At 71.4% G+C, this 24,893-nt stretch carries 25 protein-coding genes and 1 pseudogene; 12 read left to right on the forward strand and 14 right to left on the reverse strand.

From position 1 onward, the window contains the following. Positions 1–72: 72 nt before the first annotated feature. Positions 73–858, reverse strand: coding sequence for a glucosamine-6-phosphate deaminase (nagB, locus tag IE239_RS21650; protein ID WP_190151024.1), 786 nt, complete (start codon positions 856–858; stop codon positions 73–75). A 532-nt stretch (positions 859–1,390) separates the two neighbouring features. On the opposite strand from nagB, the gene IE239_RS21655 reads away from it, so the two are divergent. Next, positions 1,391–2,866: a sensor histidine kinase gene (locus tag IE239_RS21655; RefSeq protein ID WP_190151025.1), complete on the forward strand. Its 1,476-nt coding sequence runs from the start codon at positions 1,391–1,393 to the stop codon at positions 2,864–2,866. Between the two features lie 259 nt (positions 2,867–3,125). Here the strand turns inward: IE239_RS21655 and IE239_RS21660 are convergent, their stop codons facing one another. Further along, positions 3,126–3,383, reverse strand: a complete 258-nt coding sequence (locus tag IE239_RS21660; RefSeq protein WP_006142322.1) for a WhiB family transcriptional regulator — start codon at positions 3,381–3,383, stop codon at positions 3,126–3,128. Positions 3,384–3,703: 320 nt separating this feature from the next. Next, the gene (locus tag IE239_RS21665; RefSeq protein ID WP_190151026.1) at positions 3,704–4,669 is read right to left on the reverse strand and encodes a diacylglycerol/lipid kinase family protein; all 966 of its coding nucleotides are present in this window, start codon (positions 4,667–4,669) and stop codon (positions 3,704–3,706) included. A gap of 146 nt (positions 4,670–4,815) precedes the next feature. Here IE239_RS21665 and IE239_RS21670 point away from each other — a divergent pair, with 146 nt between their 5' ends. Beyond that, positions 4,816–5,256, forward strand: a complete 441-nt coding sequence (locus IE239_RS21670; RefSeq protein ID WP_190151027.1) for a hypothetical protein — start codon at positions 4,816–4,818, stop codon at positions 5,254–5,256. A gap of 66 nt (positions 5,257–5,322) precedes the next feature. Here the strand turns inward: IE239_RS21670 and IE239_RS21675 are convergent, their stop codons facing one another. From IE239_RS21675 to IE239_RS21685, 3 genes are all read right to left on the reverse strand, one after another. Further along, on the reverse strand, positions 5,323–6,426 hold the full coding sequence (locus tag IE239_RS21675) for an RNA polymerase sigma factor SigF (RefSeq protein ID WP_190151028.1): 1,104 nt from the start codon (positions 6,424–6,426) through the stop codon (positions 5,323–5,325). A 17-nt stretch (positions 6,427–6,443) separates the two neighbouring features. Then, positions 6,444–6,857: an ATP-binding protein gene (locus IE239_RS21680; RefSeq protein WP_004925829.1), complete on the reverse strand. Its 414-nt coding sequence runs from the start codon at positions 6,855–6,857 to the stop codon at positions 6,444–6,446. Between the two features lie 367 nt (positions 6,858–7,224). Further along, the gene (locus IE239_RS21685; RefSeq protein ID WP_190151029.1) at positions 7,225–7,485 is read right to left on the reverse strand and encodes a UBP-type zinc finger domain-containing protein; all 261 of its coding nucleotides are present in this window, start codon (positions 7,483–7,485) and stop codon (positions 7,225–7,227) included. Between the two features lie 59 nt (positions 7,486–7,544). Here IE239_RS21685 and IE239_RS21690 point away from each other — a divergent pair, with 59 nt between their 5' ends. Beyond that, complete coding sequence (locus IE239_RS21690; protein WP_190151030.1) at positions 7,545–9,143, forward strand: Na+/H+ antiporter; 1,599 nt, start codon at positions 7,545–7,547, stop codon at positions 9,141–9,143. Between the two features lie 6 nt (positions 9,144–9,149). Here IE239_RS21690 and IE239_RS21695 read toward each other — a convergent pair whose 3' ends face one another. After that, positions 9,150–10,100: a 1-aminocyclopropane-1-carboxylate deaminase/D-cysteine desulfhydrase gene (locus tag IE239_RS21695; RefSeq protein WP_190151031.1), complete on the reverse strand. Its 951-nt coding sequence runs from the start codon at positions 10,098–10,100 to the stop codon at positions 9,150–9,152. A gap of 113 nt (positions 10,101–10,213) precedes the next feature. On the opposite strand from IE239_RS21695, the gene IE239_RS21700 reads away from it, so the two are divergent. The 4 genes and pseudogenes from IE239_RS21700 to IE239_RS42230 form a co-directional block, all read left to right on the forward strand. Further along, positions 10,214–11,620 carry a family 2B encapsulin nanocompartment shell protein gene (locus IE239_RS21700; RefSeq protein ID WP_190151032.1) on the forward strand — a complete coding sequence of 469 codons (1,407 nt, stop codon included), beginning with the start codon at positions 10,214–10,216 and terminating at the stop codon, positions 11,618–11,620. A 50-nt stretch (positions 11,621–11,670) separates the two neighbouring features. Further along, positions 11,671–12,729 (forward strand): family 2 encapsulin nanocompartment cargo protein polyprenyl transferase, encoded by a 1,059-nt coding sequence (locus IE239_RS21705; RefSeq protein WP_229878242.1) that lies wholly within the window; start codon positions 11,671–11,673, stop codon positions 12,727–12,729. 388 nt (positions 12,730–13,117) lie between these two features. Next, the gene (locus tag IE239_RS21710) at positions 13,118–13,321 is read left to right on the forward strand and encodes a hypothetical protein (protein ID WP_190151098.1); all 204 of its coding nucleotides are present in this window, start codon (positions 13,118–13,120) and stop codon (positions 13,319–13,321) included. Positions 13,322–13,590: 269 nt separating this feature from the next. After that, positions 13,591–13,764, forward strand: a pseudogene (locus IE239_RS42230) (polyphosphate kinase 2); the annotation flags it as partial. 153 nt (positions 13,765–13,917) lie between these two features. On the opposite strand, the gene sodN reads toward IE239_RS42230, so the two are convergent. Beyond that, positions 13,918–14,313, reverse strand: coding sequence for a superoxide dismutase, Ni (gene sodN / locus IE239_RS21715; RefSeq protein WP_069773659.1), 396 nt, complete (start codon positions 14,311–14,313; stop codon positions 13,918–13,920). 145 nt (positions 14,314–14,458) lie between these two features. Here sodN and sodX point away from each other — a divergent pair, with 145 nt between their 5' ends. After that, the gene (gene sodX, locus IE239_RS21720; protein WP_190151034.1) at positions 14,459–14,893 is read left to right on the forward strand and encodes a nickel-type superoxide dismutase maturation protease; all 435 of its coding nucleotides are present in this window, start codon (positions 14,459–14,461) and stop codon (positions 14,891–14,893) included. Here the strand turns inward: sodX and IE239_RS21725 are convergent. The 4 genes from IE239_RS21725 to IE239_RS21740 all read right to left on the reverse strand — a co-directional run bounded on the left by IE239_RS21725 (position 14,797) and on the right by IE239_RS21740 (position 18,374). Further along, positions 14,797–15,426 (reverse strand): CGNR zinc finger domain-containing protein, encoded by a 630-nt coding sequence (locus tag IE239_RS21725; RefSeq protein WP_190151035.1) that lies wholly within the window; start codon positions 15,424–15,426, stop codon positions 14,797–14,799. The genes sodX and IE239_RS21725 overlap by 97 nt on opposite strands. A gap of 219 nt (positions 15,427–15,645) precedes the next feature. After that, positions 15,646–16,407 carry an amino acid ABC transporter ATP-binding protein gene (locus tag IE239_RS21730; RefSeq protein WP_308435404.1) on the reverse strand — a complete coding sequence of 254 codons (762 nt, stop codon included), beginning with the start codon at positions 16,405–16,407 and terminating at the stop codon, positions 15,646–15,648. Next, the gene (locus tag IE239_RS21735) at positions 16,404–17,372 is read right to left on the reverse strand and encodes an amino acid ABC transporter permease (protein WP_190151036.1); all 969 of its coding nucleotides are present in this window, start codon (positions 17,370–17,372) and stop codon (positions 16,404–16,406) included. Before IE239_RS21735 ends, IE239_RS21730 begins: the two co-directional genes overlap by 4 nt. Before the next feature lie 39 nt (positions 17,373–17,411). Further along, entirely contained in the window at positions 17,412–18,374 is a 963-nt protein-coding gene (locus IE239_RS21740) for an ABC transporter substrate-binding protein (protein ID WP_190151037.1), read from the reverse strand. 627 nt (positions 18,375–19,001) lie between these two features. Here IE239_RS21740 and IE239_RS21745 point away from each other — a divergent pair. The 4 genes from IE239_RS21745 to IE239_RS21760 all read left to right on the forward strand — a co-directional run bounded on the left by IE239_RS21745 (position 19,002) and on the right by IE239_RS21760 (position 22,492). Next, complete coding sequence (locus IE239_RS21745; protein ID WP_190151038.1) at positions 19,002–20,231, forward strand: NAD(P)-dependent malic enzyme; 1,230 nt, start codon at positions 19,002–19,004, stop codon at positions 20,229–20,231. A gap of 329 nt (positions 20,232–20,560) precedes the next feature. After that, complete coding sequence (locus IE239_RS21750; protein WP_190151039.1) at positions 20,561–21,526, forward strand: zinc-binding dehydrogenase; 966 nt, start codon at positions 20,561–20,563, stop codon at positions 21,524–21,526. Between the two features lie 124 nt (positions 21,527–21,650). Then, positions 21,651–21,860 (forward strand): helix-turn-helix domain-containing protein, encoded by a 210-nt coding sequence (locus tag IE239_RS21755; protein WP_040248424.1) that lies wholly within the window; start codon positions 21,651–21,653, stop codon positions 21,858–21,860. Further along, positions 21,860–22,492 carry a Clp protease N-terminal domain-containing protein gene (locus IE239_RS21760; protein WP_190151040.1) on the forward strand — a complete coding sequence of 211 codons (633 nt, stop codon included), beginning with the start codon at positions 21,860–21,862 and terminating at the stop codon, positions 22,490–22,492. The genes IE239_RS21755 and IE239_RS21760 overlap by 1 nt, the downstream gene beginning before the upstream one ends. A 134-nt stretch (positions 22,493–22,626) precedes the next feature. Here IE239_RS21760 and IE239_RS21765 read toward each other — a convergent pair whose 3' ends face one another. Together IE239_RS21765 and IE239_RS21770 are read right to left on the reverse strand one after the other, a co-directional pair. Then, entirely contained in the window at positions 22,627–23,766 is a 1,140-nt protein-coding gene (locus IE239_RS21765) for a PadR family transcriptional regulator (RefSeq protein WP_190151041.1), read from the reverse strand. A 1-nt stretch (position 23,767) separates the two neighbouring features. Then, on the reverse strand, positions 23,768–24,712 hold the full coding sequence (locus IE239_RS21770) for a DUF4097 family beta strand repeat-containing protein (RefSeq protein WP_190151042.1): 945 nt from the start codon (positions 24,710–24,712) through the stop codon (positions 23,768–23,770). Positions 24,713–24,893: the final 181 nt, after the last annotated feature.

Here is a 24,893-nt window from a genome sequence, read left to right on the forward strand (position 1 = left end):
GCCATGACGCCGAAGGCGCCCGGCCCCAGGAGAGGGGCCGGGCGCCTTCGGCGTCGTGCGGGGAGGCCGCCCTCAGATGCCCTGCCACCGCGGCTTGCCCGCGAACGTGTACCGGAAGTACTCCGCGAGCTTCAGCTTGGAGGCGGCGGCCTCGTCGACGACGACGGTCGCGTGCGGGTGCAGCTGCAGCGCGGAGGCCGGGCACACCGCGGCGACCGGTCCCTCGACGGTGGCCGCGACGGCGTCCGCCTTGCCCTCCCCGGTGGCCAGCAGGACCAGGTGGCGCGCCTCCAGGATCGTCCCGATGCCCTGGGTGATGACGTGGTGGGGGACCTGATCGACGTCGCCGTCGAAGAAGCGCGCGTTGTCCGCCCGGGTCTGCTCGGTCAGCGTCTTGATCCGGGTGCGCGAGGCGAGCGACGAGCACGGCTCGTTGAACCCGATGTGCCCGTCGGTGCCGATCCCGAGCAGCTGGACGTCCACACCGCCGGCCGCGGCGAGCGCGCGGTCGTACTCCTCGCAGGCCGCCTGCACGTCGTCCGCCGCGCCGTCCGGACCGAGGAAGGCCTCCATGCCGACGCCCAGCGGCTCCAGCACCTCCCGCCGCAGCACCGAGCGGTAGGACTGGGGGTGGTCGGCGGGCAGGCCCACGTACTCGTCGAGCTGCGCTATCCGCGCCCGCCCGGTGTCCACGGCGCCGGAGCGGACCTTGGCCGCCAGTGCCTCGTAGACAGGCAGCGGGGTGGAGCCGGTGGCCACGCCGAGCAGGGCGTCCGGCTTGCGTCGCAGGAGCTGTGCCATGGCCTCGGCGATGAGTTCGCCGCCCGACCTGGCGTCCGGAACGATGACAACTTCCACGCTGGCCCGCCGTTCTCATAAGCGTGTGTGGTTTAGACCAATCTTTGGGGGTCAAATCTAACAGAGTCGGATGTCCCGGCCCAGGCGGGAGGGGGTCCGGGATCCCTGCGGCGGGCCGCCGACCGCTCTCGGCGGCGGCCGGGTCCCGGAAATTGCCCTCGCCATGTGGCCCCGCGCGGGAACCCGTACAGGCTAGGCTGCGTTGTGGATGACAGGACGTCCCGAATACCACAACAACCAACAAGCTCCGACGCATGGACACGCCTAGTGGTCTAGTCCACAATGGCGGGGGCGAGCGACACGGCCCAGCGACACACTGAGCCTCCGTCTTCCCCGCACAGGAAGGCGGACCGAGGATCCGGGCTCTCTGCCCTGACTGCCCCGGCTCCTCACCTTCGGTCGACGGGACCGCACACCCCGCGGCCGGATACAGCTCCGGGCTGCGGTGCCGGGAGGGTTGAGGGTCCCTCCCAGGCGCCGCGGCCCGCGGGTGTTTCCCGCCCCGCCCATACCCCCGGGTACGCTCGCAGACGTGCCCTCCATGAACGAACTCGTACGCCAGCACACCGCACTCGACGACTCCGACCTCGAGTGGCTGCATCTGCTGGTCTCGGAGTGGCAGCTGCTCTCCGACCTCTCCTTCGCCGACCTGGTCCTGTGGGTCCCCACCCGTGACGGCGCCCGCTACGTCTCCGTCGCGCAGATGCGGCCCAACACCGGCCCCACCTCCTACCAGGACGACATGGTCGGCCATCTCGTCCCCCGCGGCCGCCGCCCCCTGCTGGACGCCGCCCTGGACGAGGGCCGGATCGTGCGCGAGGGCGACCCGGAGTGGCGCGAGGAGGTCCCGGTCCGGGTCGAGTCCATCCCCGTCCGTCGCGACGGCCGCGTGCTGGGCGTGATCGCCCGCAACACCAACCTGCTCACGGTGCGCACCCCGAGCCGGCTGGAGCTCACCTATCTGCAGAGCGCGTCCGACCTCGCGCAGATGATCGCGGCCGGGTCCTTCCCGTTCCCCGACCAGCAGATGGACATGGACGCGGCCCCGCGCGTGGGCGACGGCCTGATCCGCGTCGACGCCGACGCGGTCGTCCAGTACGCCTCCCCGAACGCGCTGTCCGCCTTCCACCGCATGGGCCTCGCCTCCGACCTGGTGGGCCAGCACCTCGGCCTGACCACCGCCGAACTGGCCCCGACCCGCGGCCCGGTGGACGAGGCGCTCGCCAAGGTCGCCAGCGGCTGGGCGCCCCGCGAGTTCGAGATCGAGGCCCGCGACGGGGTCATCCAGTTCCGCACGATCCCGCTCAAGCCGAAGGGCACCCGCATCGGCGCGCTCGTCCTGTTGCGCGACGTGACCGAACTGCGCCGCCGAGAGCGCGAATTGATCACCAAGGACGCGACCATCCGGGAGATCCATCACCGGGTCAAGAACAACCTCCAGACGGTGGCGGCCCTGTTGCGGCTCCAGGCCCGGCGCATCGAGTCCGAGCGCGGCCGGGAGGCCCTCGAAGAGGCCGTCCGCCGGGTCGGCTCGATCGCCATCGTGCACGAGACGCTGTCCCAGAACCTGGACGAGCGGGTGGAGTTCGACGAGATCGCCGACCGCGTGCTGGCGATGGTCGCGGAGATCTCGCCGGGCAAGGTCGCCGGCCGGCGCAGCGGACGCTTCGGCATCCTGGACGCCGAGGTCGCCACACCGCTGTCCATGGTCCTCACCGAGATCCTGCAGAACGCCCTGGAGCACGGCTTCGCCGAGGGCGAGACGGGAACCGTCGAGGTCTCGGCGGTCCGCGGGGGCACCAGCAAGGAGGCCCGTCTGCTGGTCACCGTTCAGGACGACGGCGTCGGCCTGCCCGTCGGCTTCGACCCGCACACTTCGGGCAACCTCGGCCTGCAGATCGTGCGGACGCTGGTGGAGGGCGAGTTGAGCGGGACCTTCGACATGGTCCCGGCCCCGGAGCGCGGGACGCGGGTGATCCTGGACATTCCGGTGCGCTCGCAGAAGTAGCCCCTGGGACGGCGCCGCGCGGGCGGCGCGGCCCGCGCGGTGAGACCGGCGCGGTGAGACGGCCGCGGGGGCGAGCGCGCACAGCAAGAAGCCCCGGACCGTTCAGGGGTCCGGGGCTCGAATGCTCGTTGCCAGCTTGTGCTGCGCATCGGGGGTACTGCGCGCTGCGGCTCGGGGGCGGGAGAAGCGTACTCGCTGTCAGGGAGTAATGCCGACAGGCACACGCGCCGCCAAGCTCAGGCTTGCGGGGCGGGTCTTGTCAGGCGGAGGCCTGACGGGCCCGGTTGCGGGCGGCGCGGCGCTTCATCGCACGACGCTCGTCCTCGCTGAGGCCACCCCAGACGCCGGAGTCCTGGCCGGACTCGAGCGCCCACTGCAGACACTGATCCATAACGGGGCAGCGACGGCAGACGGCCTTGGCTTCCTCGATCTGCAGCAGCGCAGGACCGGTGTTGCCGATGGGGAAGAAGAGCTCGGGGTCTTCCTCGCGGCAAACGGCGTTGTGACGCCAGTCCATGGCTGCTACCTCTCCTTGGTATTACATGCGGGGTGCTTGTGAATGTGAACGCTTTCACGAATCCCCCAACAGATGAAGGGCCACCAGCCGGGTTTCCCTGGCGTGGTCCTGGAGTTTGTTGAGGGGTTCCGGTGATCAGTGGATGCCGGTGTTGCGGGCTGTCCCGATCGCCACGTAGAGACTCGCAAACCTCAGCGGCGGATACAACCCCTTCCGGAAAGTTTTTTTTGATTCCTCGGTGTCGACTAGGTCACAGCCGTACTTCCATGGGGTGGATCCTGGCCTAAACGTTCGAGTGAAAGGACTTCAGCCCTTTCTGCTCACACAATCACACGCAGTGCATGGCGTACGCCTGTGAACGTCACGCTGGTACGCAGGCCCAGGTGGTCACCGTCCATCTGGAGGGGGAGCGGGACCTTCGAATGCAAGGTGAACCGGTCCAGGTCGTGCAAGGAGACGGCATGCCTGCCATGCGGTCCCCGCTCGGGGGACGAAGTGAGCAACTGGGTGCCATACCGGACAACCGAGACGCTCGACAGGCGGCTGAGACCGAGTACGTCGAGCCCTGTATCGAACGAGGCCTTAGGCGACGCGTACACCGGGCGATTGCCCAGATAGGTCCACGGAGCCGTGTTGCAGACTATGGACAGCACCAAATCGGTCACGGGGTCCGCGCCCGGCCGCTCCAGGGTGATGGTTCCGTGCCGGCGCTGTGATTCGCCCAACAACTGACGCACCGCCTGGCGAATGTAGAGAGCGTGCGTGGATTTCCTGCCGCGTTCACGCTGCTGCTCCACACGCCCCACCACTCCGGCGTCGAAGCCGAGGCCGGCGTTGAAGGTGAACCAGCGGGACGGCACGGCCTCGTCCTCCGTGCCGGGCGTGCCTTCGGCGAGGCCGAGGCCCACCGTGCGCTCGCGGCCCTCACGCAACGCGTCCAGCAGGGCGCCGGTGGCCTCCACCGGATCGTTGGGCAGATCCAGGGCGCGCGCGAAGACGTTGGTGGAGCCGCCCGGGACCACCGCGAGAACGGGCAGGTCCGGGCCGGGGCCCGCGTGCAGCAGACCGTTGACGACCTCGTTCACCGTGCCGTCCCCGCCGAGGGCCACCACCAGGTCGACGTTCCCGCTCTCCGCCGCCTGGCGGCCGAGGTCGCGCGCGTGCCCGCGGTACTCGGTGGTGACCGCCTCCAGCTTCATCTCGCTCGCGAGAGCGTGGAGGAGGACATCGCGCGTCCGTGCACTGGTGGTGGTTGCCGCCGGATTGACCACGAGAAGTGCACGCATGAGTTGCAGCGTACCTACTGGGTGGTACCGGGCACAGGCCGAGGTGGGGATCGGGTAAGAGATCACGAAGTGAGCCTCGACACGGGCGCCGCCCGGCCTTGTGGACGGTCCGGGGACGGGCCCGGTGCGCGGGCTACCCTTCAGGAGTGAGCAGTGAGCAGACCCCCGCCGCCCCGGAAACCGAAGCGTCCCGCCCGCGCCGGGTGACGTACGCCGCCGCCCTCTGCGCGCTGGAGGGGCTGGCGCTGGTCACCGGCGGAGTGTGGATGCTCGTCCTCGGCCTCACCGGCGCCCCGGACGACCGGCAGCAGGCCGTCACCGGCGGAGTCACCCTGATCGTGCTCGCGCTGCTGCCGCTGCTGGCCGCCCGCGGGCTGCTCAGCCTGCGCGGCTGGAGCCGGGGCCCCGCCGTCATCACCCAGGTCATGGCGCTGCCGGTGGCCTACACCCTGCTCCAGGCCGACAGCATGGCCATCCCGGCGGGCATCGCCCTGATGGCCATGGCCGTCACCGCGCTCGTGCTGCTGGTGAACCGGGAGACGACCAGGGCCCTCGGAATCCGGGGACCCGGCCGCACACCGGAGTAGCGCCGCACGCGGGTGCCGGCCGCACCGGAGTGGCCGCAGGCCGCCGACGGCCGCGCCTCGGCTCGCCTACTCCTCGACGAGCAGCTTCTCCCGCAGCTGCGCGAGCGTGCGCGCCAGCAGCCGGGAGACGTGCATCTGCGAGATGCCGACCTCCTGCGCGATCTGCGACTGGGTCATGTTGCCGAAGAACCTCAGCAGCAGGATCCGCTTCTCGCGCGGCGGGAGATCCTCCAGGAGCGGCTTGAGCGACTCCCGGTACTCGACGCCCTCCAGCGCCTCGTCCTCCGCGCCGAGCGTGTCGGCGACCGCGGGGGACTCGTCGTCGGTGTCGGGTACGTCCAGGGACAGCGTGGAGTACGCGTTGGCCGACTCCAGGCCCTCCAGGACCTCCTCCTCCGAGATCGCCAGCTTCTCGGCGAGCTCGTGGACCGTGGGGGAGCGGCCGTGCTGCTGCGACAGCTCGGCCGTCGCCGTGGTCAGCGCGAGGCGCAGCTCCTGGAGCCTGCGCGGCACCCGCACCGCCCAGCCCTTGTCCCGGAAGTGCCGCTTGATCTCGCCGACGACCGTCGGCGTCGCGTAGGTGGAGAACTCCACGCCGCGCTCCGGGTCGAAGCGGTCGACCGACTTGATGAGACCGATCGTCGCGACCTGGGTGAGGTCGTCCAGCGGCTCACCGCGGTTGCGGAACCGGCGCGCGAGATGCTCGACCAGCGGCAGATGCATGCGGACCAGCTGGTTGCGCATCTCCGCGTACTCGGGGCTGCCGTCCTGCAGCTTGCGCAGCTCCACGAACATCGCCCGCGCCCCGCTGCGGTCACCCGGCGCCGGCACCGGCGCAGGGGGCGCCGGTGGTTCGTGCCGCGTGCCCGGCACGCTGTGTTCGCCGTCTCGCTCGTGCTCGCTCATCGTCCCGCCCGTCGCCCTCTGTCGAGCCCTCGCCTCTGCCCGGCCCGTGGGCGAGCCCCCGGGCCGTCTCTCCCGGGGCGAGTCCTGCACGGCTGCGTCCGGCGGGCCCGCCTGCGCGGAGGCCGGGTAGTCCTCCGGATGCGGCCGGGCCTGCTCGGGAATGCCGTCGATGCCGTCGGCCGTGCGTCGGGAACCGTCCGGAGAGACCGGCATCCCGGCGTCGCCGGCCGGCAGCTCCCGTGCGCCGCGCTCTTCGTCCCGCACCGGCCCGTCCCCGTTCCTCACGCCGGCCCGGGTCCCGCGCCGCGCTGTTTGTAGAGGCTGATCGACACGGTCTTGTCCTCGTCGACCGCGGAGGACACCTTGCCCGCGAGGGCGGACAGCACGGTCCAGGCGAAGGTGTCACGCGAGGGCGCGTGACCGTCCGTGGTCGGCGCCGAGACGGTGACTTCGAGCGAGTCGTCGACCAGCCGGAACACGCAGCTGAGCACCGAGCCGGGCACGGCCTGCTGGAGCAGGATCGCGCAGGCCTCGTCCACCGCGATGCGCAGGTCCTCGATCTCGTCCAGGGTGAAGTCCAAACGGGCCGCGAGGCCGGCCGTGGCCGTCCGCAGCACCGACAGGTAGGCACCCGCAGCCGGCAGCCGGACTTCCACGAAGTCCTGGGTCGCGGGCTCGCCTGCGATCTGGGACACCCTCACCTCCAAGGTGGTACAAGCTTTTCGGGGCCGAGGGTCGCCCCCCGGGGTAACGCATGTGTGGTGCAGCGGTGACGCTATCGCGCCCTCACGTTTCCTGTCCCGGACCCCAACCCCCCGGCGTCACTCACAGTAAAGCTGTGAACACGCTCCGTGTCTAGAGGTCTGCGGACCCAAATGGGAAGAGGGCGCGCCGGGTTGACGTACCCAGGCGTCAGATGGTCGAACCGTACCCGCCGGACGGCCGACGCGTCTCATGAGTTCAACGGTCGCACCGCCCCAGAAGTTCGCGCGGGGGCCGCACCGCTCGCCGCGGGGAGGCCGACCGGCCGCAGCGAACAGGGCCGCAACGTGCTCGGACGCGTCATACGAGCACATGGTCCACGAAGCACCAGCGCCAGTTCTCGCCAGGCTCGAACGTCCGCATCACCGGGTGACCGGTCTCCTTGTGGTGCGCAGTGGCGTGCCGGCTCGGCGAGGAGTCGCAGCAGCCGACGTGGCCGCACGTCAGGCACAGCCGCAGTTGCACCGGGTGGGTGCCGTCCCGCAGGCACTCCGGACATGTCTCGCCCAGCGGGACGGGCTCGGGGTGGGGCAGCGCGTCGGCGTGGGTGCACTGTTTCATGATTGCCAGATTACGACGGGCGTGCGGACGACCGCGCGGAAGAAGAGGGCGGGCCTGACATGGACGTGATGCCACTGCTGTTGCTGGTGGCCGGCAGTGCGGCGATCGCGGCGGCGGCCCGGCGCACCCCGGTGCCCGCGCCGCTGCTGCTGGTGGCGGTCGGCCTGGCGGTCTCCTACGCGCCCGGCGTGCCGGACTACACCCTGGACCCCGACATCGTCCTGCCCCTGCTGCTGCCGCCCCTGCTGTACACCTCGGCCACCGACAGCTCCTATCTGGATCTGCGCGCCCAGCTGCGGCCGGTGGCGCTGCTGTCCGTCGGCTACGTGCTCTTCGCGACCGTCGCCGTCGGCTGGGCCGCCTACCTGCTCGTGCCGGGGCTGCCGCTGACCGCCGCACTGGTGCTGGGCGCGGTGGTCGCGCCGCCGGACGCGGTCGCGGCCACCGCGGTGGCCCGCCGCGTCGGCCTGCCCTCCCGGATCACCACGATCCTCCAGGGCGAGTCGCTGCTGAACGACGCCACCGCGATCACCGCCTACAAAGTCGCCCTCGCGGTCGTCGTCGGCGAAGGCGCGTCCTGGGCCGGCGGCATCAAGGAGTTCCTGGTGGCGGCGGTCGGGGGGACCGCCGTCGGCCTGATCCTGATGGCCCCGCTGCACTGGCTGCGCACCCACCTCAAGGAGCCCCTCCTCCAGAACACGCTCTCCCTGCTGATCCCCTTCGTCGCGTACGCGGCCGCCGAGCAGTTCCACGCCTCCGGCGTGATCGCCGTGGTCGTCGTCGCGCTCTACCTCGGCCACCGCGCGTGGGAGGTCGACTTCGCCACCCGCCTCCAGGAGGAGGCCGTGTGGAAGATGGTCGCCTTCGTGCTGGAGTCGGCGGTCTTCGCACTCATCGGCCTGCAGCTCCCGGTCGTCCTGAAGGGCCTCGGCGCCTACGAGGGGCTGGACGCCGTCCGGTACGCCGTCGTGCTCTTCCTCGTGGTCGTCGCGGCCCGCTTCCTGTGGGTGTACCCGGCGACCTTCCTGCCGAGGCTCCTGTCGGCGCGCATCCGCGCGCGGGAGGAGAACCCCACCTGGCGAGGGCCCTTCGTCATCGCCTGGGCCGGAATGCGGGGCGTGGTCTCGCTCGCCATCGCCTTCTCCATCCCGCTCACCGTGAACGACGGGAACGCGCCCTTCCCGTACCGCAACCTCATCCTCTTCCTCACCTTCACCACCGTCATCGGCACCCTCGTGCTCCAGGGCCTGACGCTGCCGCCGCTGATCCGGCTGCTGCGGTTCCCCGAGGCCGATCCCCAGGCCGCCACGCTCGCCGAGGCCAACGCCCAGGCCCAGGCCTCCCGTGTCGCCGAGGAGCGCCTGGACGCCCTCCTGGCCGACGAGCGCAACGCTCTGCCCCCGCCCCTCGCGGACCGCCTGCGCAACGTCCTGGAGCGCCGCCGCAACGCCGTCTGGGAGCGCCTGGGCCAGGTCAACCCGGTCACCGGCGAGACCGTCGACGACGCCTACCGGCGGCTGTCGCGCGAGATGATCAGCGCCGAGCGCGAGATGTTCGTCCGTCTGCGCGACGGCCGCCACATCGACGACGAGATGCTGCGCACGCTGCTGCGCCGGCTGGACCTGGAGGAGGCGGCGGCCTACCGGGAGGTGACCTGAGCGGGCCTAGCGCACACCGAACGGCGCGCCCGTCACCACGGCCGCGAGGCGGGTCCCGCGCGGGAAGGCGCCCTCCTCGGCCAGGACGGCGAGGGCGAAGAGCGACTTGGCGACATAAAGACGCTCGACGGCCACGTCGTGACGACGCTCGAAGTCCGCCGCGAAGGCCTCCAGCTCAGGGGTGACCCGCGCGTACCCCCCGAAGTGGAAGCGCTCGTCGAGCCGCCACTCGCCCCGCCGGCCCCCGAAGGCCTCCACCTGAAGGGCGCGTATCGCCTCGCCCAGGAAGCCGCCCTTGAGGACCGGTATCCCCAGTGCCCGCTGGCCGGGCGCGAGACCGGCGGCCAGGCCCGCGAGCGTGCCGCCGGTGCCGCAGGCGAGGGCGACCACGTCGGCCCGGCCGCGCAGCTCCTCGCCGAGCGCCCGGCAGCCGCGCACGGCCGCCGCGTTGCTGCCGCCCTCGGGGACGACGTGCGCGTCCTCGGCGCCTGCCGCGCCCAGGATCTCCGCCAGCACCTCCGGCTCGGACTTGCGCCGGTAGGCCGAGCGCTCCACGAAGTGCAGCCGCATGCCGTCGGCGGCGCAGCGGGCCAGGGAGGGGTTCAGGGGCCGGCCGGCCAGTTCGTCGCCGCGCACCACGCCCACCGTGGGCAGTCCCAGCAGGCGGCCGGCCGCGGCCGTGGCCCGCAGGTGGTTGGAGTACGCGCCGCCGAAGGTCAGCAGCGTGCGCCCCGCCGCGCGCTCCAGATTGGGCGCCAGCTTGCGCCACTTGTTGCCGATCAGCTCGGGATGGATCAGGTCGTCCCGCTTCAGCAGCAGCCGTACGCCGTGTCGTCCGAACCGGTCGTCGGCGACCTCCTGGAGCGGGGAGGGCAGGCTCGGGCGCAGGTCGGTCACGCGCTCATTGTCGAACACCGTTCGGGTGAACGTGTCGCTTCCCAGGCCATGATGATCCATTCCCGCTCTTTCGGGTAATAGCACGAGCACACACCGTGATGGAAGGCTGGCCGACGTGAACAGTGCATCGGCGCAGTTCGGCGCCCGTGCATGAATCGGGAGGGCAATTTCTCATGTCGGTAGGCGAAGAGGTCCGCTCGGAGTCGGGCAAGCCGCAGCAGAGCCTCGGCACCGCGGCCGCGCGGAACCTGGCCACCACGACCAAGTCCGCACCGCAGATGCAGGAGATCAGCTCCCGCTGGCTGCTGCGGAATCTGCCCTGGGTCGATGTGCAGGGCGGCACGTACCGGGTCAACAGGCGTCTGACGTACGCGGTCGGCGACGGCCGCATCACGTTCGTCAAGACCGGCGACCGGGTCGAGGTCATCCCGGCCGAGCTGGGCGAGCTGCCCGCGCTGCGCTCCTACGAGGACGAGGAGGTGCTCGGGGAGCTGTCCCAGCGCTGCAGGCAGCGGGAGTTCGGCCCCGGCGAGGTCATCGCCTCCTTCGGCAGCCAGACCGACGAGGTCTACCTGCTGGCGCACGGCCGGGTGGAGAAGGTCGGCACCGGCCCCTACGGCGACGACCAGGTGCTCGGAGTCCTGGCCGACGGCGCCTACTTCGGCGACCAGGCGCTGCTCGACGCGGACGCCATCTGGGAGTACACCGCCCGCGCGGACACCGCCTGCACGGTGCTGATCCTGGCCCGGCAGGACCTCGAGCAGGTCGCGGAGCGCGCCGACTCCCTGCGCGAACACCTCCGGCAACTGCGCACGATTCCCGAGCAGCGCACCAACAAGTACGGCGAGAAGGAGGTCGACCTCGCGGTGGGCCACGCCGGCGAGCCGGACATCCCGCACACGTTCGTCGACTACGACGCCAGGCCGCGCGAGTACGAGCTGAGCATCGCGCAGACCGTCCTGCGCATCCACTCGCGTGTGGCCGACCTGTACAACCAGCCCATGAACCAGACCGAGCAGCAGTTGCGGCTGACGGTCGAAGCGCTCAAGGAGCGCCAGGAGCACGAGCTCGTCAACAACCGGGAGTTCGGTCTCCTCCACAACTGCGAGTACGACCAGCGGCTCCAGCCCCACGACGGCGTGCCCGGCCCGGACGACCTGGACGAGCTGCTCAGCAGGCGGCGCGGCACCAAGATGCTGCTCGCCCACCCGCGCGCGATCTCCGCGATCGGCCGTGAGCTCAACAAGCGCGGCCTCGTGCCCGAGACGATCGACGTCGGCGGCAACCGGATCCCCACCTGGCGCGGGGTGCCGATCTACCCGTGCAACAAGATCCCCGTCACCGCGGCGCGGACCAGCTCGATCATCGCGCTGCGCCTCGGCGAACAGGACCAGGGCGTCATCGGTCTGCGCCAGTCGGGCATCCCGGACGAGATCGAGCCCAGTCTGTCCGTGCGGTTCATGGGCATCAACGAACAGGCCATCATCAAGTACCTGGTCACGGCGTACTACTCGGCCGCCGTGCTGGTGCCGGACGCGCTGGGCGTCCTGGAGAACGTCGAGATCGGCCGCTGGCGGTGACCTCCGCCATCCGGCGGCGCCGGGGCGAGGCACGCGAGAGGCGGACGTCCATCGGAAGCCAGGGCGAGGGCGGCTCCGGGGCAGCCGACGGACACGAGGCCGCGGCGATCCTGGAGCGGTCCAGGGCGGCGGTCGACCCCGAACTGCGTTCGGCAATGGATTCGTTGCCCGCCTCGATGCGTCGGATCGCGCTCTACCACTTCGGGTGGGAGCACGCGGACGGCACTCCGGCGGCGGGCAACGCCGGGAAGGCGATCCGGCCGGCTCTCGTGCTCGCCGCGGCCGCCGCGCTCGGCGGCCCGGCGTCCCGCGCGGCGGCCGTGCGGGCCGCCGCCGCGGTCGAACTGGTCCACAACTTCACGCTGCTGCACGACGACGTGATGGACCGGGACGCCACCCGCCGACACCGGCCCACCGCCTGGACCGTGTTCGGCGACGCCGACGCGATCCTCGCCGGGGACGCCCTGCAGGCCCTCGCCCTCGGCCTGCTCGCCGCGGACCCGCACCCCGCGTCCCGGGCGGCCGCGGCCAGGCTCGCCGCCTGCGTGATCGAACTGTGCGCCGGCCAGCAGGCGGACACCGCCTTGGAGAAACGCGGGCCCGCCGACATCACCCTCGACGAGGTGCTCGCCATGGCCGAGGCCAAGACGGGCGCGCTGCTCGGCTGCGCCTGTGCGGTCGGGGCGCTGTACGCGGGAGCGGCCGAGGAGGACGTCGCCGCGCTGGACGCGTTCGGCCGTGAGGCCGGGCTCGCCTTCCAGCTCATCGACGACGTCATCGGGATATGGGGGGACCCGCGGCACACCGGCAAGCCGGCCGGCGCGGACCTCGCCGCCCGCAAGAAGTCCCTCCCGGTGGTCGCCGCGCTCACCTCCGGCACCCCGGCGGCCGTCGAACTGGCCGCGCTGTACGCGGCGCCCTTCGAGCCGGCCGACCTGGACCGCACGACGCTGGCCGTGGAACGGGCCGGCGGCCGCGCATGGGCGCAGGAGCAGGCGGCCGACCGGATGGCCCGTGCGATGCAGGAGCTGGCCCGGGCGATCCCCGACCCGGAGTCGGCGGGCGGCCTGCTGTGCCTGGCGGAGTTCGTGACCCGCCGCAGCACGTAGGACCCGCCCGCCCTCGGCCCCTCACCGGCCCCGCCCCGGTCGACGGCGCATCCGTCGACCGGGGCGGGGCCGGGGGGTCGGGGCTGTGTGTCGTTCGTCGGGGCGGTGCGTCCGGGCGGGGAGCCCCTCGTCCGTCCGGGCCGGGGCCGCCGTTCGCCCTGGCCGCGCACCGAGCGGTCCGGGCGGGACGCCGTTGGTCCCGGGCCGGGCGTCGGTCGGGCCGGGAGCCCGTCCGGACGGGGGCCCTTGTCTCGTCGTCCGGATCGTACGGGTGCCGGGGCCCGCTGCCGGGAACGTCGGCGCACGGTGGGGCGCGCTCTGGCGGTGGTCGTCCTACTCTGAGGACATGGACAGGGAACAACGAGTCTGTTCCGCCTGCGGGGAGCCCGTGCAGTCAGTCGTCCGGCGGTACAAGACGCTGGGCGTGTGGGTCCCGCGCTGGGTGCCGGGGCCGTGCCACAACCCCGAGTGCGAGGCGTACGTGGAGCCGGGGGCCCAGCCCCACCTCGCCGACTCCGGGCACACCGCCGACTCCGGGCACACCGCCGAGTCCGAGGAGGAGCCCGGCGCCCCCGCCGCCCGGAGCTCGTGACCGTCGGAGCGGGGCGGGAGCCCTCCGGGCTCGCCCTGCCGCTTCCGCTGTCGTTCCCGCAGGTGGACGTGGACGACGACGACCCGTGTCGCGCGGAACGGGCCGAACACGGTCCGGACGGCGAGCGGCATGTCGCGTGCGGCCGCGCCCCTGGTTCCTGACGCCCGCGGCCCCTGACGCCCGGCCCGTGCGGCAGGGGCAGAGGCACGTGCAGGTCAGGAACCGGCCCGAGACGGTCCGCCCGGCTCCCCGTCGCGGCCGGTCAGGCAGTGAAGAGCAACGACACGAGGCGGGCCCGGGGCGAGGCCATGCGCAGCGCGCCCGCCCGGTTCGACTGAGACGACAAGAACGCGGAGGTCGTCGGCGCCCCCGACCCGCGCACAGTCGGCGCGGCGGCCGGCCTGCCGGAGGTGGGCGAGGGCGACACGGAGGACGACGGCTGAGCGTCGGTGAGCGTCTCCTCGAACGGCACGACGAAGGGGCCCGGTCGAACGACAGCGTCGGCTGTCCGACCGGGCCCCTCCACAGGTCCGACGAGCGTCCCCCACGACCCGCGATGGTGCACCGATCGCAGGTCACGAGCGGGGACCGGCGGGTCAGGCCTTCTTGGTCTCCCAGAAGATGTCGCTGATCTCGGCGATCAGCTCCAGGGCCTTCTCGCCGGTCTTCGGGTCCGTCGAGGCCTTGGCGGCCGACAGGGCCTTCAGGGCGTCGTTGACGAGCTGGTGCAGCTGGGGGTACTTCTCGAAGTGCGGGGGCTTGAAGTAGTCGCTCCACAGCACGGAGACGTGGTGCTTCGCGAGCTCGGCACGCTGCTCCTTGATGACGGTGGCGCGCGCCTGGAAGTGCGGGTCGTCGTTGGCGGCCATCTTCTCCTGCACGGCCTTCACCGACTCCGCCTCGATGCGGGCCTGGGCCGGGTCGTACACGCCGCAGGGCAGGTCGCAGTGTGCGCTGACCTTGACCGTGGGGGCAAACAGGCGGGAAAGCATGGAGCGTTCCTTCCTCGTGATCGTCTTCTCAGGTGGGACATTACTCCCTGAGGGAGGGCTTTTGGCGGGTGCCCCCTGGGGCCTAGGACAAAAGTCCGGGGTCAGACTGGGACTGGTGGAGGAACGGACCGGGGAGGTGCCGGGGATGCCGGAACCGTCGCAGGACACTGAGCGGGGCAGGGCCGCCGCGCCCTTCGGGCTGGCCGAGGTGACCGGCCCGTCCATGGTGCCCACGCTCCGGCACGGGGACCTGCTGCTGGTGCAGTACGGCGCGCGGGTCCGGCCGGGTGACGTGATCGTGCTGCGGCACCCGTTCCAGCAGGACCTGCTCGTCGTCAAGCGGGCCGCCGAGCGCCGGGAGGGCGGCTGGTGGGTCCTCGCCGACAACGCCTACGCCGGCGGTGACAGCACGGACTACGGGACCGTGCCCGACGAGCTGATCCTGGGCAGGGCGCGGCTGCGGTACCGTCCGCTGAAGCCGGATCAGCGCTCGCTGCCGGCCGTGCTGCGCTGGGCGCTGTCGGCGGCCAGGCCCCTGTCGCCGCCGTGGCCCGCCTCCAGGCGTTTGCGGGCGCGGTAGGCGGCCACGTTGGCGCGGGTCGCGCAGCGGTCGGAGCAGTAGCGCCGGGAGCGGTTGGTGGAGGTGTCGAGATAGGCGTTGCGGCACGGGCTCGCCTCGCACAGGCCGAGCCGGTCGACTCCGTACTCGGTGAGATGGAAGGCCAGCCCCATGGCCGCGATGGCCGCGTAGCCCGCCGTCGCGTTGGACGGGTGGTCGGCCAGGTGCATGTGCCACAGCGGGCGGCCGTCGTCGTCGCGGAAGTCGTGGCCGGAGATCTGCGGGCTCACCGGGAACTCCAGGAGCAGGGAGTTCAGCAGGTCCACCGCGAGCGTCTCGTCGCCGCCGTCGGCCGCCTCGAAGACCGCGCGCAGCCGGCCGCGGACCGAGCGGAACCGGGTGACGTCCGCGTCGGTGGCACGACGGGCGGCCGACTGGTTGCCGCCGAAGAGGCTCCGGACGGCCTCGACCGAGGTCAGGGAGTCCTTGCCCCGGGCCGGCTCCTCGCTGTTGACGAGCCGCACGGCGTAGTCCGAGTAATAGGCCAGTTCCACTTGTAGTCCTTACGGAGGCGCTCTGTGGCCGGGGTGCGGGCGGAGTAACGGCCGTTCTTCCTTCCAGGCTATTACGCAACCTGTGGAAGGGATGGCGACGACGGGCGCGCGGACGACCGTCAGGGGCGCCACGGACGCAACCGCGAGCGGCCCGGCACGTGCGAGGAGGGGCGGTACGGAGTTCTCCGTACCGCCCCTCCTCGCACGTACCGCGTACCGCTACAGCACCTTCGACAGGAACGCCTGCGTCCGCTCGTGCTGCGGGTTGGTCAGCACCTCGCGCGGGTTGCCGGACTCGACGACCACGCCGCCGTCCATGAAGACCAGGCTGTCGCCGACCTCGCGGGCGAAGCCCATCTCATGGGTGACGACGACCATCGTCATCCCGGACTCGGCCAGGTCGCGCATGACGTCGAGGACGTCGCCGACCAGCTCCGGGTCGAGGGCCGAGGTCGGCTCGTCGAACAGCATCAGCTTGGGGTCCATGGCGAGCGCCCGCGCGATGGCGACCCGCTGCTGCTGGCCGCCGGAGAGCTGCGAGGGGTAGCTGCCGGCCTTGTCGGCCAGGCCGACCCGGTCCAGCAGCTCCCGCGCCCGCTCCCGGGCCTGGGCCTTGCTGACGCCCTTGACCTGGACCGGGGCCTCGACCACGTTGTCCGCCGCCGTCATGTGCGGGAAGAGGTTGAACCGCTGGAACACCATGCCGATGTCCCGGCGCTTGAGCGCGACCTCGCTGTCCTTGAGCTCGTACAGCTTGTCGCCCTTCTGGCGGTAGCCCACCAGGTCCCCGTCGACGTACAGCCGGCCGGCGTTGATCTTCTCCAAGTGGTTGATGCACCTGAGGAAGGTCGACTTTCCGGAGCCGGACGGGCCGATGAGGCAGAACACCTCGCCGTTCTTGACCTCCAGGTCGATGCCCTTGAGGACCTCGACCGCGCCGAAGGACTTGTGGACTCCCTCGGCCTTCACCATCGCGGTCATGCCGCACTCCTTTCGCGGCCGATCGAGAGCAGGTTCGTCCGGATCTTCTGGAAGACCGTGGGCGGGAGGCTGCGGCTCGAACCGCGGGCGTAGTAGCGCTCCAGGTAGTACTGGAAGACGCTGAAGACGCTGGTCATGACCAGGTACCAGATGGAGGCGACGAAGAGCAGTTCCATCACCGCGAACGACGAGGAGCCGATCACCGAGGTGGAGCGCAGCAGCTCGTTGTACGTCACCACGTACACCAGCGACGAGGTCTTGAGCATGTTGATGAACTCGTTGCCGGTCGGCGGCACGATCACCCGCATGGCCTGCGGGATGACGATCCGGCGCAGCGTCTTGCCGTGGCTCATGCCGAGTGCGTGGGCCGCCTCGGTCTGTCCCTCGTCCACGGCCAGCAGACCGGCACGGCAGATCTCGGCCATGTAGGCGGCCTCGTTCAGACCCAGGCCGAGCAGGGCGCACATGAACGGCGTCATGACGTCCGTCATCTCGTCCTTGTAGATCGGACCGAGGTTCAGGACCGGGAAGATCAGCGCCAGGTTGAACCACATCAGCAGCTGCACGTACACCGGCGTGCCGCGGAAGAACCAGATGTAGACCCAGGCGACCGTGCTGGTCACCGGGTTCTTCGACAGCCGCATCACGGCCAGCAGAACGCCCAGGACCACGCCCAGCACCATGGACAGCACGCTGATCAGCAGCGTGCGCCCGGCGCCCGCGATGACCGTCGAGTCGAACAGCTGGTCGCCGACCGTGTTCCACTGGATGTCGCCGTTCGCGAAGGCGTTGACCAGCAGCGCCAGCAGCGCGAGGACGATGACGGCGCTGACCCAGCGGCCGTAGTGGCGCACCGGAATGGCCCTGATGGCCTCCGGAGGCCCGGAGTACGCGGACTCCTCGCCGCCCCGCGGGGTGTCCTCGGGTGGTGCGCCCGCGGAGGACTTGTCGAGCTTGTCAGTCATGGGGACTGCCCTTCGAAGACTTCGAGAGGTGCGGGTGGATCACTTGCCGCCGTTGATCGCGGCAGACTTGATCGCGCCGCTCTCGGCGCCCCACTTCTCCAGCACCTTCTGGTAGGAGCCGTCCTTGATGATCGCGTCGACGGCCTCCTTGAGGGCGTCGCGCAGCTGCGTGTTCTTCTTGTCGACGACGATGCCGAACGGAGCGGCCTCGTACTGCTTCTCGAGCACCTCGAAGGTGTTGCCGCCGCCCGCCTTGCGGGCCATGTCCACGGCGACCGGGTAGTCGTTGACGCCGGCCACGGCGCCGCCGGACTTCACGCGGGTCTGGGCCTCGGTGTCGTTCTCGAACGACTCGATCTTGAGGGCCTTCTTGCCGCCCCCGGTGCACGTCTTCGACTGCGCCTGCAGGGCCTCTTCGTAGGTGGTGCCCCGCTGCACCGCGACCGTCTGGCCGCAGAGGTCGTCCAGGGTCTTGATGCCCTTGGGGTTGCCCTTCTGCACGTAGACGGCGGTGCCGGCGGTGAAGTAGTCGACGAAGTCGACGCCCTCGCCGAGCTTCTTGCCCTTGTCGTCCAGGCCTTCCTGGCGCTGCTTGTTGTCCGTGATCGACGACATGGCGACGTTGTAGCGGCCGGTGTTCACCGCGGTGATCAGGGTGTCGAAGCCGCCTGACGTGAACTGGAACTCGACGCCGAGCTGCTTGCCGAGCGCGGCGGCGATGTCGGGGTCGACACCCACGATCTTGCCGCCGTCGACGGATTCCATCGGGGCGTACTCGGCGTTGGTGCCGACCTTGATGACGCCCGACTTCTGGATGTCGGCCGGGAGCTTGGAGAAGAGGGGAGCCTTGTCGGAGCTGGTCGACGACTCGGAGGAGCTGCCGCCGCCCTCGGTCTGGTCGCCGCAGGCGGTGAGCAGCAAGGCGCCCGCGACCGCGAGAGATCCGACCGCTGCCAGGCGGGTGCGCGCGGCGGTCGTGTGTCGGGTGGAGCGTGCGGTCATGGTGGGTTCCTCCGGCGGATGGATGGAGATGCCGATGGCTCGACACATGTCGACGGGTCGACGAGAGCACACACCTTCGGGTGTCGCGACCTCGTGTGATGACGGCATCTTGCCATTCGGGCGACGCCATTCAGGGGGCCAGCCATGTCAAAATCGGATAACGGGCCACCCCCGAAACGCATCAGTCCGGTACATCACGACCGGACGGAGCCGGACCATCTGCGGGAATCTCCCGTTCTGGCCGAAAGATCTTCGGTTCCTCCCTTGATGTGATCGTCCGCTGTGAGTCCCGTCATCGGCCCGACCCCACGTCAAGGCGGTGTCAAGGGCGTCAGGGGTCTCCCGGAGTCCGGCGGTCCGCGGGCACGAGCCGTGCCGCTCGCGGTGATCTCTGTCGAAGGTCCACAGTTGCGGGGATGTGACCTTGCACCGAATGGACTCGTCGGCTGTGGTCTCCGTCGGGTAAGAAGGTTTTTTACACCCCTCATCCGGGGCTCAGGGCGCGTGTGCGGCGCGCCCGACGCCAGGCGCCCGTACGCATCACCTCAGGGTCCTGCGCGATGCCCGCCCACTTCTCAATCAGGAGTGGCCACCCTCAAACCATGCAGACCTAAGGGGTACAACACAGTGGCAGCGGAGATCGTCAATCCTCGCAGCGAGAGCGCCGACCAGACGGGCCGGGAGGGCGGTGCGGAGCCCCTCGACTCGTTCGACCCGGTGTTCGCGCTGCACCGAGGCGGAAAGATGGCCGTGCAGGCCACCGTCCCGGTCCGCGACAAGGACGACCTGTCCCTCGCTTACACCCCCGGCGTCGCGCGCGTGTGCACCGCGATCGCGGAGCAGCCGGACCTGGTGAACGACTACACCTGGAAGTCGTCCGTCGTCGCCGTCGTGACCGACGGCACGGCCGTGCTCGGGCTCGGCGACATCGGCCCCGAGGCCTCCCTCCCCGTGATGGAGGGCAAGGCCATCCTCTTCAAGCAGTTCGGCGGGGTGGACGCGGTTCCGATCGCGCTCGCCTGCACGGGCGTGGAGGAGATCATCGAGACGGTGGTGCGACTCGCGCCCTCGTTCGGCGGAGTCAACCTGGAGGACATCTCGGCGCCGCGGTGCTTCGAGATCGAGCGCCGGCTCCAGGAGGCCCTCGACATCCCCGTCTTCCACGACGACCAGCACGGCACCGCGATCGTGACGCTGGCGGCGCTGCGCAACGCGGCGCGGCTGAGCGGGCGCGCCATCGGCGAGCTGCGCGCGGTCATCTCGGGCGCCGGTGCGGCCGGGGTGGCCATCGCCAGGATGCTGGTCGAGGCCGGCATCGGGGACGTCGCAGTCGCCGACCGCAAGGGCGTCGTCTCGGCGGAGCGGGAGGACCTGACCGACGTCAAGCGCGAGCTGGCCTCCTTCACCAACAAGGCCGGGCTGACCGGCTCGCTGGAGAGCGCGCTCGCCGGCGCCGACGTCTTCATCGGCGTCTCCGGCGGCACGGTGGCCGAGGAGGCGGTGGCCTCGATGGCGAAGGGCGCGTTCGTCTTCGCCATGGCCAACCCGAACCCCGAGGTGCATCCGGACGTCGCCCGGAAGTACGCCGCGGTCGTCGCGACCGGGCGGTCGGACTTCCCGAACCAGATCAACAACGTGCTGGCGTTCCCGGGGATCTTCGCCGGCGCGCTGCAGGTGCGGGCGTCCCGGATCACCGAGGGCATGAAGATCGCGGCCGCCGAGGCGCTGGCCGGGGTCGTCGGGGACGACCTCGCGGCGGACTACGTGATTCCGTCGCCGTTCGACGAGCGGGTCGCTCCCGCGGTGACCGCGGCGGTCGCCGCCGCGGCTCGGGCCGAGGGCGTCGCCCGTCGCTGACGCGTGGCACGGACGGCCCCGCCGGTCATGGCGGGGCCGTTCCGTTATTCCCCTGCTCCTGCCGCTGCCGCCCGCCGCCTGCCCGTTCGGGTGATGGCCGGGCGCGTGTCCCGGGGCTGCCGTCCCAGCTCCCTCGCTTCGGTCCGGACGTGCCCCGTCCTCGCTCGCTCGCCGGACGCGCCGAGTCGTCCTCGCCGGACGCGCCGAGTCGTCCTCGCCGGACGGGCCGAGTCGTCCTCGCCGGGCCGCCGGGCGTCGGAGTGCAAGAGGGCATGTCTCACAGCGCTGTCCTGTTTCGCTCGACGTCGCCGGACCCTAGGGTCGGGATCATGTTCGCCGCCTACGCCGCCCGAATCGACCGCGACCAGCCGCTTTCCGGCCTGGAGCTGGGGGAGCGCCCGGCCCCCGAGGCCCGTCCCGGCTGGAGCGTCGTCGACGTCCGGGCCGCTTCCCTCAACCACCACGATCTCTGGTCGCTCCGGGGCGTCGGCCTCCCGGAGGGCCGGCTGCCGATGATCCTCGGCTGCGACGCCGCCGGAATCGACGCGGACGGCAACGAGGTCGTCCTGCACTCCGTGATCGGGCAGACCGGGCACGGCGTCGGCCCCGACGAGCCCCGTTCCATCCTCACCGAGCGCTACCAGGGCACCTTCGCCGAGCAGGTCGCCGTGCCCACCTGGAACGTCCTGCCCAAGCCCAGGGAGCTCTCCTTCGCGGAGGCCGCCTGTCTGCCCACGGCCTGGCTGACGGCGTACCGCATGCTCTTCACCAACGCCGGCGTGCGCCCCGGGGACTCGGTTCTCGTCCAGGGGGCGGGCGGCGGTGTCGCCACGGCGGCCATCGTGCTGGGCAAGGCGGCCGGTCTGAGGGTGTTCGCCACCAGCAGGGACGAGGCCAAGCGCAAGCGGGCCGTGGAGCTCGGCGCGGTCGAGGCGGTGGAGCCGGGCGCCCGGCTGCCGCAGCGGGTGGACGCCGTCATCGAGACCGTGGGTGCGGCCACCTGGTCGCACTCGGTGAAGTCGCTGCGGCCCGGCGGCACGCTCGTCATCTCCGGAGCCACCAGCGGTGACCGGCCCTCGCACGCCGAGCTCACCCGGATCTTCTTCCTGGAGTTGAAGATCGTCGGCTCCACCATGGGCTCGAAGGACGAGCTGGAGGACCTGCTCGCCTTCTGCGCCCTCACCGGCGTGCGCCCCGTCATCGACGAGGTGCTTCCCCTCGACCGGGCCCGTGAGGGCTTCGAACGGCTCGCGTCGGGCGAACAGTTCGGCAAGATCGTGCTCACTCACGGCTGACCGGCCTGCCGGCGGTCCGGCGTACACGGTCATGGGGCGGTCCCGGGTTCCGGGCCCGCCCCTTTTCCGCCCGCGCTTGTCAACCTCGGTTGACGCGCACCTGTTGTCAATGTAGGTTGACGCCATGACCGAAGCAACGGATCTCGCCGAGCGTGCCGGCGACCGCGATCCACGGATCGGGCTGCGCGCCGTCGCGGCGCTGCGCCGGCTGCTGGAGCAGCTGGAGGCCGTGCAGGTGCGCAGCGCGCGCAATCAAGGCTGGTCGTGGCAGGAGATCGCCGCGGAACTCGGGGTCAGCAGGCAGGCCGTGCACAAGAAGTACGGGAGGCAGTGATGTTCGAGCGGTTCACGAAGGACGCGCGCGCCGTGGTGCGCTCGGCGGCGGTGCATGCCGAACGGGCAGGGGCGCAGCGGGTGGAGGAGACGCATGTGCTGCTCGCCCTCCTCGACGGGGAGGGCGGTCGCGGCTCGCGCGCGCTGACCTCGCTCGGGCTGCCGCCGGGGAGACGCGAGGGGCTCGTGCGGGATCTGGGCGAGGTGCGCCGCCGGGGCGGTCTCTCCCGGGCCGACGCGGACGCTCTGTCGGGGCTGGGCATCGACGTCTGCGAGATCGTCTCGCGGGTGGAGGAGGCGCACGGGGAGGGCGCGCTGGCGACCGAGGGCAAAGGGAGCTCCGGCGCGCGGGTCTTCGGCGGGCGGCTGTTCGACCGCGGGGCCCGGGAGCTGCTCGCCGACACACTGCGCATCGCCCTCGCCCGCCGCGAACGGCACATCGGGGACGAGCACCTGCTGCTCGCCCTCAGCGCCCGCCGCGGCGCGCCCTCGGAGATCCTCGCCGACCACGGCGTCACCTACACCGCCCTCGCCCGCGTGCTGTACGGCGAGGACGGCGAGGACGGCGAGGACGGGCGCGGGGACGACGGAGGTGACGAGGGCGACGGGGGCGTCACCGCGAAGGCCGGTTGAGGGGGAGGGAGTAGGGACGGGGAGGGGAGGGCGGCTGAGGCTTCGGTGAGCCGCGGCTCAGGGGTCCGGGGGATCGGCTCCGGGGCCGGGGCTCGGCTGGTTCGGGTCGGGTGCGGGGCTCGGCTTGGGCCGGATCAGGGCTTCGGGGTGCGGAGCACCACGCCGATGTGCGCCGCCGCCGTGGACAGATGGCGGCGCACATCGCGGAGCTGTCCGCCGGTGACGCCGTGGTCGCGGGCCGCGTCCCGGATGTCGTCCCGGAAGCGGTCGAGGAGCCGGTCGAGGTCCCGGGCGGGGTCGCCGCTGGACTCCTCGTGGGCCCAGGTCGGCTCGTACTCGGCGGGGAAGTCCTCCGGGGTGTCGGAGTACTCCGGGATGTCGGAGTGCTCCGCACGCGCGCCCGCCGCAGTCCCCGTTGATCCGGCCGTCTTCGGGGACGAGCCGGACTCCGTGGACGCCCCCTGGCCGGTGGCGCCGGGGCGGCCGAAACCGAAGTCCCTGCCGTACTCGCGTCCGAAGTCCTTGCCGAACTCCCCGAATTCCTTGGCGAGTTCCGTCAGGCCCTCCCGGACGCCCGTCGGCCAGTCGCCCCGCGTGAAGTGGTCCTGGACGTGTTCCTGCACCCGGCGCGCTATGCGCTGGACCTCCTCCTGGGCCTGGGAACGCGCCCGGTCCTGCGCCTCCTTGGCCTGGCGGCGCGCCCGCTGAGCCTCGTCGCGCGCGCGGCGGCTCTCGTCCTTGGCCCGGCGCGCCTGCTCCTTCCACTCCTGCTTGACGCGACGCATCTCCTCCTTGGCGGCCCGCCACGCCTCCCGGTCCCCGTACTCGCCGTACTCTCCGGGCTCTCCGTGCCCACCGGGATCCGCGGAGCCCACCCCCTCGCCCTTGCGCACCTGCGAGGCCGCCGCGCGCATCTCGCGTCGCAGATCGCCCGCCGCGCCGCGGACGTCGGCCCTGATCTCCGCGGCCAGCTCGGCGACCGACTCGCGGATCTCCAGCTCCAGGTCCGCGAGTTCGCCGCTGCGGTCCGCCAGTTCGGCCCGGCCCGTGTCGGTGATGGCGTACACCTTGCGGCCACCCTCGGTGGTGTGGGTGACCAGACCCTCGGCCTCCAGTTTGGCCAGCCGGGGGTAGACGGTGCCGGCCGACGGAGCGTACAGCCCCTGGAAACGCTGCTCCAGGAGGCGGATCACCTCGTAGCCGTGGCGCGGCGCTTCGTCCAGCAGTTTCAGCAAGTAGAGGCGCAGGCGGCCATGGGCGAAGACGGGAGGCATCTCAGAGCACCTTCTTGTCGGTCGTGCTGTCGGCCTGGCCGCTGGAGAGGTTCTCGCCGACCGGGCCGGAATCGGCATTCTCCCCCGAGTCGGAGCGCGGCCCGGACGGAGCCTCGTCCTGCGCGTCGACGTAAGGATCGTCCGCCGCGGGCCTGCGCAGGAGAGCGATCGCCCCGGACACCGTGGTGGCCTTGAGCCGGCCGTTGCCCGCGCCCAGCCGGCCGGTGATGCGCTTGGCGCCCCACTGGCCGCTGACCCGGAGATCCTCGAAGGCGTTGGAGACCGAGCCGCTCGCGGTGTTCGCCTCCACCTGGGCGTCCGCCGGCTGGGGCAGCCGGATGGCGATCTCGCCCGAGACGCTCGTCAGGTCGATGCTCGTGGGCCGGCCGGCCGGGTCCAGGTCGACGATCATCGACCCGCTGACGGAGTCGGCCTTCACGGAGGAGCCCGCCTCGACCACGGTCAGGTCGCCGGAGACCGAATGGAAGCGCAGGTCACCGGTGAGGGCCTGGGCGTCCACGTTTCCCGAGACGGTGTCCGCACGTACCTGGCCCGCGAGCCCCACCAGGGTCGTGTCGCCGTTGACGCCCTTCACCTCGGCGGGGCCGTCGATGCCCGAGACCACCGCCCCCGCGCTCACCACGCCCACCTCCACGCGGGTGCCGGCCGGCACGGCGAGCGAGACGACGGCGCTGCGCCGCCAGCCCTTGCGGTCCAGCCACTTGAGGAAGCCCTTCCAGGGCAGATCCTCGTACGCCACCGTCAGGGTCCCGTCGCGATGGCTCACCACCAGGGGCGGCCCCTCGATCCGGGACACCTCCAGTCGTGCCGTTCTCCCGTCGGTGCCCACCACGTTCACGGTGCCGTCGACGATTCGCACGTGCAGTTCACGCACGGGCTCGTCGAAGGAGAGCTTCCTCGGCTCGGCGACGGACCATTCGGACATGGTGCGGACCTCCTTCGCGGTGACGACACGACACGCCATATCGCGTCTCCCGTGAAACACGATATATCGCGGCAGTCGAAAGTCAAGACACCCGATCGGTGAGGGATGTGGCTCTCGCTCAGGGAAGAACGTCGGTCAGGCCGCGCGGAGCCTGAGGGCGGCTTCGGCTCCGGCCAGGCCC

Origin of the sequence: Streptomyces humidus (assembly GCF_014649655.1) — a bacterium.
Classification (GTDB): domain Bacteria; phylum Actinomycetota; class Actinomycetes; order Streptomycetales; family Streptomycetaceae; genus Streptomyces; species Streptomyces humidus.